The 13,746-nt window shown below is 60.8% G+C and carries 14 protein-coding genes and 1 pseudogene; 4 read left to right on the top strand and 11 right to left on the bottom strand.

The features are described 5' to 3' along the window. A partial coding sequence (locus NKH33_RS28170; protein ID WP_352922529.1) for a TCP-1/cpn60 chaperonin family protein occupies positions 1-349 on the bottom strand: 349 nt, incomplete at its 3' end. A gap of 113 nt (positions 350-462) precedes the next feature. Then, positions 463-777: a co-chaperone GroES gene (locus NKH33_RS28165; RefSeq protein ID WP_352922526.1), complete on the bottom strand. Its 315-nt coding sequence runs from the start codon at positions 775-777 to the stop codon at positions 463-465. A gap of 492 nt (positions 778-1,269) precedes the next feature. On the opposite strand from NKH33_RS28165, the pseudogene NKH33_RS28160 reads away from it, so the two are divergent. The 4 genes and pseudogenes from NKH33_RS28160 to NKH33_RS28145 all read left to right on the top strand — a co-directional run bounded on the left by NKH33_RS28160 (position 1,270) and on the right by NKH33_RS28145 (position 2,420). Next, a pseudogene (locus NKH33_RS28160) lies at positions 1,270-1,532 on the top strand (hypothetical protein). Further along, on the top strand, positions 1,529-1,846 hold the full coding sequence (locus NKH33_RS28155) for a hypothetical protein (RefSeq protein ID WP_352542956.1): 318 nt from the start codon (positions 1,529-1,531) through the stop codon (positions 1,844-1,846). Before NKH33_RS28160 ends, NKH33_RS28155 begins: the two are co-directional and overlap by 4 nt. 143 nt (positions 1,847-1,989) lie before the next feature. Beyond that, complete coding sequence (locus NKH33_RS28150; RefSeq protein ID WP_352542957.1) at positions 1,990-2,232, top strand: hypothetical protein; 243 nt, start codon at positions 1,990-1,992, stop codon at positions 2,230-2,232. Further along, positions 2,229-2,420, top strand: a complete 192-nt coding sequence (locus NKH33_RS28145) for a hypothetical protein (protein WP_352542958.1) — start codon at positions 2,229-2,231, stop codon at positions 2,418-2,420. Before NKH33_RS28150 ends, NKH33_RS28145 begins: the two co-directional genes overlap by 4 nt. Positions 2,421-3,026: 606 nt before the next feature. On the opposite strand, the gene NKH33_RS28140 is transcribed toward NKH33_RS28145, so the two are convergent. The 9 genes from NKH33_RS28140 to NKH33_RS28100 form a co-directional block, all read right to left on the bottom strand. Then, positions 3,027-4,040 (bottom strand): ABC transporter substrate-binding protein, encoded by a 1,014-nt coding sequence (locus tag NKH33_RS28140; protein WP_352922522.1) that lies wholly within the window; start codon positions 4,038-4,040, stop codon positions 3,027-3,029. Between the two features lie 687 nt (positions 4,041-4,727). Continuing rightward, positions 4,728-5,855, bottom strand: coding sequence for an adenylate/guanylate cyclase domain-containing protein (locus NKH33_RS28135; protein WP_352922520.1), 1,128 nt, complete (start codon positions 5,853-5,855; stop codon positions 4,728-4,730). A gap of 14 nt (positions 5,856-5,869) precedes the next feature. Beyond that, on the bottom strand, positions 5,870-6,235 hold the full coding sequence (locus tag NKH33_RS28130) for a response regulator (RefSeq protein WP_352748615.1): 366 nt from the start codon (positions 6,233-6,235) through the stop codon (positions 5,870-5,872). After that, the gene (locus tag NKH33_RS28125) at positions 6,232-8,886 is read right to left on the bottom strand and encodes a GAF domain-containing protein (protein WP_352922518.1); all 2,655 of its coding nucleotides are present in this window, start codon (positions 8,884-8,886) and stop codon (positions 6,232-6,234) included. The genes NKH33_RS28130 and NKH33_RS28125 overlap by 4 nt, the downstream gene beginning before the upstream one ends. Continuing rightward, the gene (locus tag NKH33_RS28120) at positions 8,852-9,436 is read right to left on the bottom strand and encodes an SCO family protein (protein ID WP_352819248.1); all 585 of its coding nucleotides are present in this window, start codon (positions 9,434-9,436) and stop codon (positions 8,852-8,854) included. Before NKH33_RS28120 ends, NKH33_RS28125 begins: the two co-directional genes overlap by 35 nt. Further along, positions 9,433-10,443 carry an ABC transporter substrate-binding protein gene (locus NKH33_RS28115; RefSeq protein WP_352922516.1) on the bottom strand — a complete coding sequence of 337 codons (1,011 nt, stop codon included), beginning with the start codon at positions 10,441-10,443 and terminating at the stop codon, positions 9,433-9,435. The genes NKH33_RS28120 and NKH33_RS28115 overlap by 4 nt, the downstream gene beginning before the upstream one ends. Before the next feature lie 32 nt (positions 10,444-10,475). Beyond that, the gene (locus NKH33_RS28110) at positions 10,476-11,483 is read right to left on the bottom strand and encodes an ABC transporter substrate-binding protein (RefSeq protein WP_352922513.1); all 1,008 of its coding nucleotides are present in this window, start codon (positions 11,481-11,483) and stop codon (positions 10,476-10,478) included. A 45-nt stretch (positions 11,484-11,528) separates the two neighbouring features. Then, the gene (locus NKH33_RS28105) at positions 11,529-12,536 is read right to left on the bottom strand and encodes an ABC transporter substrate-binding protein (protein WP_352542840.1); all 1,008 of its coding nucleotides are present in this window, start codon (positions 12,534-12,536) and stop codon (positions 11,529-11,531) included. 30 nt (positions 12,537-12,566) lie between these two features. Continuing rightward, positions 12,567-13,580, bottom strand: a complete 1,014-nt coding sequence (locus NKH33_RS28100; protein ID WP_352542839.1) for an ABC transporter substrate-binding protein — start codon at positions 13,578-13,580, stop codon at positions 12,567-12,569. Positions 13,581-13,746 lie beyond the last annotated feature (166 nt).

The raw sequence follows: 13,746 nt of genomic DNA, 5'->3' as shown, positions 1-13,746 counted from the left end.
TGAGGTCCATCGGGTTCATGCCGGCGGCAACGAATTTGGCGCCCTCGCGCAGGATGGAAGCGGCAAGCACCGTGGCGGTGGTGGTACCGTCGCCGGCGAGGTCGTTGGTTTTCGAGGCCACTTCGCGCACCATCTGCGCGCCCATGTTTTCGAACTTGTCGGAAAGTTCGATTTCCTTGGCCACCGTCACCCCGTCCTTGGTGATGCGCGGCGCGCCGTAGGCCTTGTCGATGATGACGTTGCGGCCCTTGGGGCCGAGCGTCACCTTGACGGCGTTGTTGAGGATTTCGACGCCGCGCAGCATGCGGTCGCGGGCGTCGGTGGAGAATTTGATTTCCTTGGCAGACATTTTTTATCCCGTCGAATTTGGAGTGGAACGGTCGCCGCGCGGAACGCGCTGCGCTTGTTCTTTCAAATACTGGAGCGACCTTTGCGCGCCTTGAGGGACACGCGCCGCTCCAGTCAGGCGGCCTTCTTGGCTTCGACAGCTTTGTCGATGACGCCCATGATGTCGGCCTCCTTCATGATCAGAAGGTCCTCGCCGTAGATCTTGACCTCCGTGCCCGACCATTTGCCGAACAGGATCAGGTCGCCGGCCTTGACGTCGAGCGGAACAAGCGCGCCATTCTCGTCGCGTCCGCCCGGGCCGACGGCGATCACTTCGCCTTCCTGTGGTTTCTCCTTGGTATTGTCGGGAATGATGATGCCGCCCTTGGATTTGGTGTCGCCTTCGGCGCGGCGAATGACGACGCGATCGTGGAGTGGCCGGAATTTCATGGGGAACTTCTTTCTGGGGCCAGCATAGGCGGCCGCTACCCCTGATATAGGCGCGTTGGCACTCGATAGATAGGAGTGCCAGAATTATTTCTGGCCAATGGCCAAGAATTCGAATGATATAATTCGAGACGCCAGAAATTCGTTCGGATGTGAGGAAAACTTTGTGCCGGCTTGAATTTCGCGGATGCGGGTTATTATTTCAAAGATCAAATAAAGGAGGCCGCGACCTTGTTTGGAACTCAATTGAGGCGCATAGGTAAAACTTGTTGATTTGGGTCGAGTTGGCTTTGTGTCAGAGCCCCGCCATTCACCACCGAATTCTCGAAAATGAGTGCATGCGCCGGTCCGGCGCACATCTCGTTCCGTTCGGATCCTGGAATGAAACCGACGCTGACCACGGATGTACTGGCAGCGTCGGGCATCGTCCCGGCGGTTCGAGTGGGACTGATACGGAAAGGCGCAGCCGCCCGTTTCCGCGGAAAGCCGCAATTCATGACCAGCCGCACCACAAATACAGTCGTTCGCTTCAAGTCGGCGTTTTCGCTGCCCGGCTTTGATACACCGCAACCGCCCGGAGAGTATCGGGTTGACCATGACGAGGAGGCCCTCGAAGGGACTTCCCAGATCGCATGGCGCCGCGTGGCCACCTTCATTCACCTCCGGCGATCACCGCGAGCGGTGCTACGCAGCAGATGGTGCCGATCGAACCGGCATTGCTTCAAGCCTCGCTGGAGCTGGACGAGAGACAATCATGAGAACCACAACCCTGATGCAACGCAACGCACGCCCAGTCCGCCGCGAAGCCGCAACGCATCTCTTTGCCGTCGGACAAGCTGTCCGGCTGAAGAGCGGCATCGGCACGTTTCCAAAGGCCGCGGAAATCTACCGCGTCACAGCAAGGCTCCCGCCGAGCGGAAATTCGCTGCAGTACCGCATCCGCAGCGACGTCGAACTTCATGAACGGGTGGCGATGCAGGACAGTCTCGAACCGGTCGACACTTCGCCCGGTGACAGCACAACGCTCATCGAAAGGATCTTCGAACGTGTCAAAGGGACAGAAATGGTTTAGCCGGAAGATCGGGAACCCGACGCAGGAGAAGGTCCCGCCCAAGCCTGAAAGCGTATTCGGCGCCCACACCAGAGTTGCAGCCGATATCAATGCCCGGCGCGGCAAGGGCAAGAACTGACGTAGCGACACGGGCACGGATGACGATGAAGATCGTGATCGAATTCTATCGCACCCGAACCTCGGACGATGCGCATGCCGTGGTCGGGCGCGAGACGGCGCAAGCGGCCAACCTCGACCATGCGCTCGAGATCGCCAGGCTTTTGGCCAAAACCTTGAACATGCCGCAGCGGCCGGACGCCATGACGATCGCCGACGCGAAGGGCGCAACGCTCTATTCCGGCGTTCTGGCCACGGAAGCGATCAATGAGGAAAGGCCAACGCCATGAGTGCCCGTAGCAACGAAACCGATCGGCAGTGCAACGCCGCCGGGCTTGCGGTCTGGGAAAATGAGGGTGGGACATCGGGACGCGACTTCGCGGACCGTCAATATGGCCGCCGCGTCGAGGCGGATCGGTCCTGGACCGTCTATCATGTCTTCAGCGGAATTCCGGCGCTGATCGACGTGGTGCCATGACCGGCCTCAGCCGGTCGGATGCGACGCGCAGCATGTTGTCCCTCAATCAGCGCAATGCCGAGTGCCAGAGGGCGTGGGTTGCGGCGCCGCCAATTGTCCCACACGAGGCAGCGGCGGGCCAATCATGACGCTCTCCTTCCCAAACCCCAGCCGCAGATTCGATGAAGTGTGCGATTTTCGGTAGGTAGGCCCCGAATCACGAACGTTCTGATAACACCGGAATGTCGCCTCCTGGAGCAAGCGACCAACGCAGTGCCGCAGTCGAGAACGGCTAGCACCGTCGTTGCGGCCAAGATGGAGGTCGCCAGCGGAATGGCGCTCACGTTTGCGACATTTGTTGCCGTGTGGTTGCTGTTGATGGAAACGGCTGCTCCCACGAAACAGCAGTCCTCCAGAGACAACTAATATCTGCAGGCTGGTTGCTGCCACCATCGGGCCGCGTTGGTCGCCGCGAAAATCGCGCAGCGACACGCGCGTCCCGTCCCGCGATGTCAACGTGATGTCCTGAGCCATTCCGATTGTCGGCAGGCGCTCGTCCTTCGGCGCGTCGTGCTCACTCGCCCGCGCTATGACCAGCGCCAAGGCGTGACTGCGTCTGCTAGGGTCTCAGGCCTTCAACTCGCGTTTGAGCTCCTCGAGGAAACGCCAGTCCGTTCCGTTGGACAGGATTTGTTGCGGGCTCGACTTGATCATGCCGGTCTCCTGCATGCGCAGCGCATAGAAGCGCACGCTGTCTTCGGCGTCGAACACGCGCCACTTGTCGTGCTGAGCACCGTTCAGCGTCCCAAGCGCTTCGTCATAGTTGGGTAGAAAGCCTCGGTCGACGAGCTGCTGTGCCGCCAACGACGGATCAGAAGCGCACAGGTCAGCGGATTTGAGAATGGCGCGCAACACCCGCTTCGTCGCGACCGGGTATCTGCTCACGTAGTCCGCATTGCCGGCAACCATGCAGCAAAAGTATTGCGACCACGGGCGGTCGGTCCCGTTGTTGACGATCGTATGGCCGATCTTCCGGGCGTGCAGGATCTGCGGTTCGGGCGGACCTGCCATGTAGGCATCGACCTTGCCGTCGATGAACATTTGCATGGGGGCCTGTTCTCCCTCCACCCACTCGATATCGTGCACCGGATCAAGCCCGACATAGTTGGCCATGAGGGCCGTCAGGATGTGAGGATGCGACTCCACCGACCCTCCCCCGACGCGCTTGCCCCGCAGATCCCTGATGCTGCGGACGCTGTCGTTGCCGATCAGTTCGAAGCAGCCGGAATGCACGCCGATCAGCACTTTGACCGGCACGCCGGCGTCGATGGACCTAATGTGCATCGACGGCATGTTCATGTCGAAATCGATCAGGCCGGCGGAGAGCCACTTGGAATTGTCGACGTGGGTGTCGCCTTCGACATATTGGATATCGGTGAAACCGTCGGCGCGCAGAAGTTCTCCGGCAAGGTAGATGGACGCCCAACAGTAAGCGCCTCCGACCCACTGCCCCAAGCGGACGGTTGTCGTTTCCAGAGCAGGCTCCCCGGCCGCACTGGATGTGCGAACATTGAAGAGCCCGGCACCGCCGATCGCCGACAGGCCGGTCAGGAATGTGCGACGATTCTGCATTAGCTTCATCGGGACGCTCCTTTGGCAAATTGATCATCCCTAGGAATCAACCAAATGACCCCAATAGAGGACGGACAATGCGTGAGCGCGCCGAGTAATCGCGAGTTGGAGCACGCCCTGTATAAAGGCGGGAGTCTTGTCGTTCTTCAGTCGCTGGCCAAGAACGCTTTCAGCCAACGATTAACGACCATACGCCTTGTCAACGTTCGTGGCGAGGGCAATGCTCTCAGCCAGGGCCAAGCCCTTTACGGAACCCTCGTACCTTCCAGGGCGCTGACAAAACGGATCGTCGGGTAGTTGCCAAAAGGCGCCTTCTCGAACCAATTCGAGACGTTCGAGTTCATCCCACGTGACGACTGGATCGGGTCCAAAGTTCGCGTTGGCAGAGGGCTGGCTTGCGCCACAGACGCTGCACCCATCCGCTACGGCCATCTTGTCCAGGCGCTGTTCATAGGTTGGGCTGGACTTCCGGAAACTCCTGTCGCGCCTTGTGGCGACCGGGCTTGAAAGAAGCCAACCAGGTATCTGTAACGTGCCTTGCGAGCTGACGTTGGGAAGTTTCCCCGAGCGAGGCGAATAGGGAGCAACGGCCATGGAGCTCAAAGGCCGTCCGATCGCTGATCGGTCTAGCTGCCCGCATCATTGTATGGCCCATTCAGCGCAGGAGGCGATCTATCTCATTAGGCACAGTGATCCCTAGCTGGGCCGGCCGATCCACCGCACAATTTCATAGGCAGGCATCGGTCGGCGAAAGCCCTTCAGCGTCAGTTCGCCAACGGCGACGGACTCAACCAGGGATTCGACGGCACCAACGACCCGCTGGCTGACGAGAATCTGGCCTGGCCTGGCTTCCTCGCATAATCGGGCGGCGTGGTTCGACACTGTGCCTATCACTGCATAATCGGCGCGCTGATCGAAACCGATCCGCCCGATGGTTGCATGGCCTCGGGCGATGCCGATTCCGAAGCCGAGCAAGTGATCGCGCTTGCGCCATTGCTCTGAATGCTCGTCAATCGCATCACGCATCGCCGCAGCCATGCGGACGGCTCTCTCCGTATGGTCGGCGCAGGGCAGTGGATCGTTGAAAACGACGACGATACCGTCGCCCACGAATCGCTCAAGAGTTCCCTCGTAGCGGACGATTTGTTCACCAAGACAGGCGTGGTATTCGCCAAGAACCGCCATCACCTCCTCAGGTTCGGCAGTCTCGGCGAAGGCTGTAAAGCCGCGTAGATCGCAGAAAACGACGGTCACGTCGCGACGGTGACTTTGCAGAAGCGTGTCGCCATTTCCCGCCGCAAGGATGAGGTCGGCGACTTGCTCGGGCAGGAAACGCCGGAGCCGGCCCATTCGCTCGATCTCGATCACCTGCTCCGCCAGGGTCTGCTCGAGCGAGCGGTTCCAATCGGAAAGCTGCACGGCTTGGCTTGCGACGGTATCGTGAAGCGCCTTCTGGCGCAGCATCGAGCGCACCCGCGCCAACAGCGCCTGGTGCTCGAAGGGCTTTGTCAAATAGTCATCGCCCCCGGCGTCCAGCCCCTCGACCACATCGCGCGTGTCGGCTTTCGCGGTGACAAGAATGACCGGGATCGATCGCAGCGAGAGATCCTGCTTCAGCATACGCACCACGCTGATGCCGTCGAGCTTCGGCATCATGATGTCGAGCAGGATCAGATCCGGCGTGAGATCGCGGGCCTTACCAAGCCCCTCTTCACCATCCGCGGCAGTCACCACTTCGTAGCCATTCGCCTCGAGCCGCATGCGAAGGATCTCAAGGTTCTCCGGGGTATCGTCGACCGCGAGAATGCGAGGCGGATCGTGCAAGGTACCGTCTCCCCTCAGGAAAGGAACTGACGAATCTCGGCGAGCAGCTGGCGCGGACTGAATGGCTTGGCAATGTAGCCATCGCACCCTGCAGCAAGGGCCTTCGCCTCGTCGCCCGACAATGCATAGGATGTGACGGCAATGATCGGGATGTGCCGCAGCGCCGGATCGGCCTTTATACGGCGGGCCGCTTCATACCCGTCGATTACCGGCAGCTGAATGTCCATGAGGATCAGGTCTGGCTTCTCGGCCGCAGCAGCAGCGACGCCGGCGGCACCGTCCGCCGCCTCGATCAACTCGTATTCGGTGGTGGCGATGAGATCGCGGATGATCTGCCGGTTGTCCTCGGTGTCTTCCACCATCAGGATTCGTTTGCTCATGCGGCCCTCACTTCCTCATTCACCCGGATTGGTATCTTCAGCCGGAATGTCGATCCTGACCCGAGCACGGACTCGACGTCTATGGTCCCACCATGCATTTCGACGATGCGCTTTGTGATCGCCAGGCCGAGACCTGTGCCACCCTTCTGCCTGGTGCTGCTGTTGTCGACCTGCTGGAATTCTTCGAAGATGAGACCCTGGTCCTTGGACGCGATGCCGGGACCTGTATCCCGGACGGTGATCTCGAAATGTCCGTCTACCGCGCCGGCAAGAATGTCGACCGCACCCGTTTCGGTGAACTTGACGGCATTGCCTGCAAGATTGAGCAGGACCTGCATCAAACGGCGTTCGTCCCCGCGGCCGATTGGAAGGTTTTCGGCAACAGTCGTTGAAAGCTCAAGACCCTTCGCTCGTGCCAGCGGCTCGACAGCCGTAACGGTTAATCGAACAATCTGCGCGACGGAGTAGTCCTCGATCGCCAGCGTGAGCTGACCGGCTTCGATCTTCGAAAGGTCGAGTACGTCGTTGATGAGCCCGAGGAGATGACGGCCGTTTGCCTGCACACGCGCGACGGTCGTCTTTGCCTTGTCCGGAAGTTCGCCGTAGATGCCGTCGACCAGCAGTTCTGTGAAGCCCAAGACCGAATTGAGCGGTGTTCTGAGCTCGTGGCTCATATTCGCGAGGAACTGGGACTTGTGGCGGCTGGCGGTCTCCAGCTCCCGGCCTTTCTCCTCGATCTCGCGGAACAGCATGGCATTCTGGATCGCGAGCACCGATTGGGCTGCGAAGGTCTCCAGCAGGTGGACGACTTGCTCATGGAAGGCACCTGGCTTGTGGCGCCTGACGACCAGTGCACCTACGATCTTGTTGGGCCTCAGCAGCGGAACGATCAGGATACCGCGATATCCGGCATCGACGATCGTCTTTCTTACAAGGAAGGATGAGGTCTCCTGGCCGAGGTCGGGAAACTGCACCGGCATGCAGCGCCCGGGTGCGTCGCCGATCCCCATGTCGGCCAGCCCGATCGTCTGGTGTGAGACTGCGGCGATAAGCTCATCGCTCATACCGAAGTTTGCGCGCGGACGGAATTGCTGCCGCGTGCTGCTGAACACGTAGATGGTGCCAGCATCCGTCTCCGACAACTGGACCGCTTTGGCGACGATTGTTTTCAGCACCGTGTCGAGATCCAGCGTCGAATTGACCGCCTTGCTCACCTCACCAAGCGCCTCGAGCTCACCAACAGACGCGGCAAGCTCGCGCGTTCGTGACTGCACCGCCTCGAAGAGCCGCGCATTCTCGATGGCGATCACCGCCTGGTCGGCGAATGTCTCGACGAGCGCGATCTCCTTGGGATTGAAAGATTGCGGCTCAACCCGGGTCATGACGAATACGCCTACGAGATCACCCTCCCGCAACAGCGGGGCAGCGAGGACGGTGCGGAACCCGCCTGCCTCAGCGATCAGGGCCACGCGGTAGTCCGGATCAGCGGTCACGTCTTCGATTTGCACGATCCGACGTTCTTCGATTACGCGCCCTACGGCGGAGCCTCGGCCTGCGGCAAGCGCTGGAAGTGGATTGGCGTCGACATAAGCGCGGAAACTGGGCGGGTAGCCATGCGTCGACACATAGCGGAATACGCCATCCAACAACTGCACGATACCACCCTTGTCGGCACGGCAGAGCCTGACAGCCGATTCCACCAACGTATCGAGCACGACCTGTAGATCGAAGGTAGAGCGGCTGATGACCTTCAGAACATCTGCAGTGGCTGTCTGCTGCTGAAGGGCCTCGTCGAGCTGCTGGGTGCGCGTCTCAATCTCCTGATATAGGCGCCCCAGCTGGTCGGAGGTCTGGTTGACGTTAGCGGCGAGCACTCCAAGTTCGTCGCGATTGGCGACGGCAACGTGTTGGGCGAAGTCGCCGGCCGCTATTTGACTGAGACGCGTCTCGATCTTCTTGACCGGTTCGATCAACGACCATGAGATTATGTAGCCAAGCGCAAGCGCGAGCAGGATGCTGCCCACAGCGAAAGCAACCACGACCAGTTGGGAGGTGCCGTACGCCCCCTCGCTCGCTTCGATGGCCACGACCATGTCGGCTTCGGCCATGTTGACCAACTGGTTCGTCAGCCGCTCGAGGCGGTCGGCCGACGGCATGATCTCGTCCAGCTGAACCTTGCGCGCTTCGTCCGTGCGACCGGCGCGGAAGAGCTCCGCGACACGCGTCACGCCGGCCGCGAGCCGTTCGTATTCCTGTCGGACCTGGCCCAGCACCTCCGCCTCAGTTTCAGCGACGAACTCCATGCGGTCGAGGTCATAGCCAAACTGGTTGAGCTGGCGCAGCGCCCCATCCAGCATCCGGTTGTCCTGAAGCAACAGGGCGGTGGAGATGCCGTAGAGCTGGGTGGTCGTATCGTGCTGCACCTGGCGATAGGCCGCGATCCTGCGCTGCAGCTTGATCAGCTCGTTGGTCTGATCGTTGACCCCACTCAGCACCTGCAACCCGACGGCCCCGAGCACGATCAGCAGGCCGACGATCGACAGGAACGCGATCAAGAGCTTGGTCTGGACGCGCGCCGGCAGCCGGGCAACCCAGCCAACGAGCCGGTTCGTTATGCTATTTGGATTCGTCCAAGAGGCTGACAAGGTCATCCCGGAACTCCTCCAAGTCGAACCGGACGCCAAGATACTGTACTCGCAAGATGCCATTGGGGTCTACGAGCGACGTCAGCAAGGTATGGTCGACATCTCCGTTCACCGTTTTCTTCGCGATGACGCCGTATTTCCGTCCAACCTCATGGACAATCGCCGGATCACCGGTAAGAAACGACCAGCCCTTCAGATCGGCGCCAAAATTCTGTGCATATTCCTTCAAAACATCGGGGGTGTCGCGCTCCGGGTCGACGGTGATCGAAACGAAGGCGATTTGGGGTCCGAACGCATTACCCAACTCCTCCTGCACGCTGGCCATATGGGCGGTCAGCATGGGGCAGACGTCGGTACAGTGCGTATAGATGAATGAGACGGCGACCACCTTGCCGCGAAAGTCGTGCAGCGACACGCGCACACTATCCTGCGATACCAAGGTAAAGTCCGGCGCCTGTCCGATCGTCGGCAGGCGCTCGTCGTGCCGCGCGTCGTGCGCGTGTGCCGGCCCGGCCATCAGCGCCAGCACCAAGATGCGCGCCGGCCACTCGCTCACGTTTTCATCTCGCGCTTGATCTCGTTGAGGAGGCGCCAATCCGTGCCGTTGGCGATAATCTTGTTAGGGCCGGCCTCAATGAAGCCGACTTCGTTCATCCGCAGTGCGTAGAAGCGCATCGTGTCTTCGGGGTCGAACTCCCGCCACACGTCGTAGCGCGCTCCTCGCAAGCCCTCCAATGCATAGTCGTATCGATCGGTGAACTTGCCGTCGACCGATAGTTGCGCAGCCAGTTGCGGATCCGACACGCAGATGTCGGCGCCCTTGAGGATGGCTCGCAGCACGCGTTTGGTCGCCACCGGGTGTCTGTCGACATAGTCCGCGCGGCCGGCAAGCATGCAGCAGTAGTGTTGCGACCATGGCCGGTCGACGGTCGTATTAAGGATTGTGTGGCCGACGTTCCGGGCGCGCTGCTCCTGCGGCTCGGGTGGCACCGCCAGAAAGGCATCGACCTTTCCTTCGTTAAATAGTTGCATCGAGCTGACATCCGGGTTCGCGACCCACTTGAGATCGGTGGCGGGATCGAGACCGACATAGGCGGCCATGAGGGTTACGAGCATGTGCGGAGCTGACGTCAGCGCGAACACGCCCACCCTCTTGCCCTTGAGGTCGGAGATGCTGTTAATGCTTTCGTTGACGATCAGTTCGAGGCAGCCGGAGTGCAGGCCGGTGACCACCTTTATCGGCATGCCGGCCTCGATCGCCATGATGTGCGGTGGCGGAAAGTCGGTGGCGAAATCCAGTTCGCCGTTTGCGAGCATCGCGAACGGATCGGAGTCGGCGGCCAAGTCTATGTAGCGTACATCGGTGAACCCTTCGGCCCGCAATAACTCCCCGGCGATATTCTTGGGTGTTTCGCAAAGGGCGCGGAACGTCCTTGGCAAACGCACTGTCGTGGTCTCTGGCGCCGGCTCGGCATGAGCCGATGTCGGCACTTTGACGAGACCCGCGGCGCCGACCGCCGACAGGCCCATCATGAAGTGGCGGCGGCTCTGGACAATCTCCATGTCACGTCTCCTCTCCCTCGGCACGAGCAGACTCAGCCTTTCATCTCGCGCTTGACCTCGTTGAAAAAGCGCCAATCCGTGCCGTTCGCGATGATCTCGTTTGGGCTCGACTTGACAATCCCGGCTTCATGCAGCCGCAGCGAGAAGAACCTCATCGTGTCCTCGGGATCGAAGTCGCGCCAGTTAGAGTATGGGAGCTCGCGGAGCGACTGCAAAGCGTAGTCGTATTGTTCGGTGTGTCCGCGATCCACCAGAAGGCGTGCCACCCGTTCCGGTTCAGCCGCGCAGATGTCGGCCGATTTGATGATCGCCCGGATGACCCGCTTGGTGGCGGCTGGATTTTTCTCGGCATACGCGGCGTTGACCGCCAGCATGCAGCAGTAATATTGCGACCACGGTCGGTCCTTGGAACTGTCGAGGATGACGTGGCCGACTTTGCGGGCGCGGAGGTCTTGAGCCTCAGGCGGAAAAGCCAGGAAGGCGTCGACCTTGCCATCGGCGAAGAGCTCCGCCGGCTTTGCCTCGCCGACGATCCATTCGATGTCGCGTTGCGGATCGAGGCCGACATAGGTCGCCATGGCGCTGACGAAGATATGTGGATCCGACGATAGATTGCCGCCGACGCCGACCTTGCGGCCCTTGAGATCCGCGATGCTCTTGATGTCCTCGCGTCCGAACAACTCGTAGCAGCCGACATGCACTCCGGAGATCACCTTGATCGGTGCGCCAGTGTCGACCGGAATGATTAGGGCCGTGGCAAAGTCAATGCCGAAGTCGATGTCCCCGCGCGCCAGCATCTCGGTCTGGGCGATACCGGCCTCGGCGGCCACGAAGCCGAAATCTGAGAACCCCTCTGCGCGGATCAGATCCTCGGCGACGTACTGCGGAGCGATGCAGATACCAGGCGCCGCCGCAAAGCGGGCGGTCGTGGTTTCAGGTGCCGCTTCGGCGGCGGCCGCGTAGCGGCCCTTTGCAAGACCCGCGGCTGCGAGCGCAGACAGGCCTGTAAGGAAACGGCGACGGTTCTGGACAATCTGCACGAGTCTCTCCTTCCCTTGAAAAGGCAACGCGTATTGGCGATAGGTCTACGTCTTCAGCTCTCGCTTTAGCTCATTGAGGAAGCGCCAGTCTGTTCCGTTGGCGATGATCCTGTCGGGTGTGGACCCGATCAAACCGATTTCCTTCAGCCGCAGCGCATAGAAGCGGACGGTGTCAGTTGAATCGTAGTCCCGCCATTTCCGGTAGGGCAACTCGCTGATCGCTGCGAACGCGTCATCGTAGCGGCTGGCGAATCCGCCCGCGACCAAGCGCTCGGCAACCAAGGCCGGCGCGGCGGTGCATAGATCCGCGGCCTTGAGGATGGCGCGCAGCACCCGCTTGGTAGCAACCGGATGCGCGGCCACAAAATCGCTGTTGCCGGACAGCATGCAGCAAAAATATTGCGACCAAGGTCGGTCCACTGTGCTGTTGACGATCACGTGCCCGACCTTGCTGCGCCGCAATTCCTGCGGGTCCGGCGGAAAGCCCAGGAATGCATCGATTTCGCCCCGCGCGAACAGCTCCTTGGGCTTGACCGCCGGGTCCACCACCCAGTTGATGTCGCGCGCCGGATCGAGCCCGACATAGGCGGCGATGCTGGCGAGGAACAGATGCGGCCCCGAACCGAGCCCCTGGACGCCGACGTTCCGGCCTTTCAGATCGACGACGCTGTCGATCCCGTGCTTGGCAAACAGCTCGAAGCAACCGGGATGGACGCCCCCGAGCAGAGTGAGCCGCGCACCGGAGTCCAAGGCGACGATCGAATTTGTCACGAAGTTGAGGCTAAAGTCGATCTCGCCATTCGCCACCGCGGAGGCCGTGGCCGCACCGGGGCCTGCCGCGACATAGGCAACCTCGGTGAAGCCCTCAGCGCGCAGCAGGTCCTCTACAACATACTGTGGCGCCACGCAGATGCTAGGGATCTTGGCCAAGCGAATGCGTGTGGTCTCCGGCCCTGGCTCGGCAAGAACTCGAGTTGGAGCGCCGACGAGGCTTGCGGTGCCGGCAGCCGTCAGGCCGGCCAGGAAGCGCCTGCGGCTCTGAATGATTTGCATGTCTACGTCTCCCCTCGAGACCAGATGGGATCAGGTTTTCAGCTCACGCTTCAACTCGTCGAGGAAGCGCCAGTCCGTTCCGTTGGCGATGATCTGTTGTGGGCTGGACCTGATCATGCCGGTCTCCTGCATGCGCAGTGCGTAGAACCGCAAGGAGTCTTCGGGATCGAATTCCCGCCAGCGGTCGTACCGAATGTCCTTCAGAGTTTGGAGCGCGTAGTCATAGCTGGTCTCAAAATCGCGATCGACCATCTGCTGGGCCACACTTTCGGGATCTGACACGCAGAGGTCGGCGGCCTTGAGGATGGATCGCAAGACCCGCTTGGTCGCCACCGGGTATCTTGTCACATAGTCCGTCGTGGCCGAGATCATGCAGCAGAAATACTGCGACCACGGGCGGTCGACGGCATTGTTGAGGATCGTGTGGCCGATCTTCTTGGCGCGCAGCTCCTGCGGCTGGGGCGGCGTCCCGAGGAATGCGTCGATCTTCCCTTCGACGAAGAGTTCCGTCGGCTTGACGTCGTTAGTCAAGACCCATTGGATATCGTTCACTGGATCGAGTCCGACATAAGCGGACATGAGGGACAGCCACACGTGCCGCGAGTTGTTGAAACCGTTCACGCCCACTCTCTTGCCCCGCAGATCCGTGACGCTGCGAATGCTCTCCTTGGCGATCAGTTCGAGGCATCCCGAGTGCAAGCCGGTCAGCACCTTGATCGGCACGCCGGCGGCGATCGACGCGACCTGGTTCGGCGCAAAGTTCACGGAGAAATCGGTCTCACCGCGTGCGATCCATACCGATTGGTTGACGCTTCTGTCGCCTTCTATGTAGCGGACATCGGTAAGACCCTCGGCGCGCATCAGTTCTCCGGCGATGTACGCACCTGCCCAACAGTAGGAACTACCGACCCACAGCGGCAGACGAACCGTGGTCGTTTCCAACGGCGGTTCCGCGTGGAGTGACCCTGGAACACCGACGATACCGGCAGCGCCTGCCATTGCAGCGCCGGCTAGGAACCGGCGGCGGGTTTGGATGATCTGCATCAGAACGCTCCTCTTCCGATTGGCAAAAGCAATACTGGCCGGAACCGAGGAAAAGAGGTTTCAGCAGAGGCAGATGGTCTGGTGAGCGCGACGAGTAGTTGTGGAACCTAGCGCGCCTAGTCCGATGCGAGAGTCTTGCGCTCTCAGTCGCCGGCTCATTTATTAG

Origin of the sequence: Mesorhizobium sp. M1182 (genome assembly GCF_040318335.1) — a bacterium.
Taxonomy (GTDB): domain Bacteria; phylum Pseudomonadota; class Alphaproteobacteria; order Rhizobiales; family Rhizobiaceae; genus Mesorhizobium.
The sequence above is the reverse complement of the archived record's forward strand: the minus strand, read 5'-3'. Positions and strand labels throughout refer to the sequence as shown.

Bases quoted from the DNA above. Each gene is read 5' to 3' on its own strand.
- NKH33_RS28125 (WP_352922518.1), bottom strand. From the start codon at position 8,886: ATGACCTTGTCAGCCTCTTGGACGAATCCAAATAGCATAACGAACCGG.
- NKH33_RS28145 (WP_352542958.1), top strand. From the start codon at position 2,229: ATGAGTGCCCGTAGCAACGAAACCGATCGGCAGTGCAACGCCGCCGGG.
- NKH33_RS28150 (WP_352542957.1), top strand. From the start codon at position 1,990: ATGAAGATCGTGATCGAATTCTATCGCACCCGAACCTCGGACGATGCG.
- NKH33_RS28155 (WP_352542956.1), top strand. From the start codon at position 1,529: ATGAGAACCACAACCCTGATGCAACGCAACGCACGCCCAGTCCGCCGC.
- NKH33_RS28165 (WP_352922526.1), bottom strand. From the start codon at position 777: ATGAAATTCCGGCCACTCCACGATCGCGTCGTCATTCGCCGCGCCGAA.
- NKH33_RS28115 (WP_352922516.1), bottom strand. From the start codon at position 10,443: ATGGAGATTGTCCAGAGCCGCCGCCACTTCATGATGGGCCTGTCGGCG.
- NKH33_RS28140 (WP_352922522.1), bottom strand. From the start codon at position 4,040: ATGAAGCTAATGCAGAATCGTCGCACATTCCTGACCGGCCTGTCGGCG.
- NKH33_RS28130 (WP_352748615.1), bottom strand. From the start codon at position 6,235: ATGAGCAAACGAATCCTGATGGTGGAAGACACCGAGGACAACCGGCAG.
- NKH33_RS28100 (WP_352542839.1), bottom strand. From the start codon at position 13,580: ATGCAGATCATCCAAACCCGCCGCCGGTTCCTAGCCGGCGCTGCAATG.
- NKH33_RS28105 (WP_352542840.1), bottom strand. From the start codon at position 12,536: ATGCAAATCATTCAGAGCCGCAGGCGCTTCCTGGCCGGCCTGACGGCT.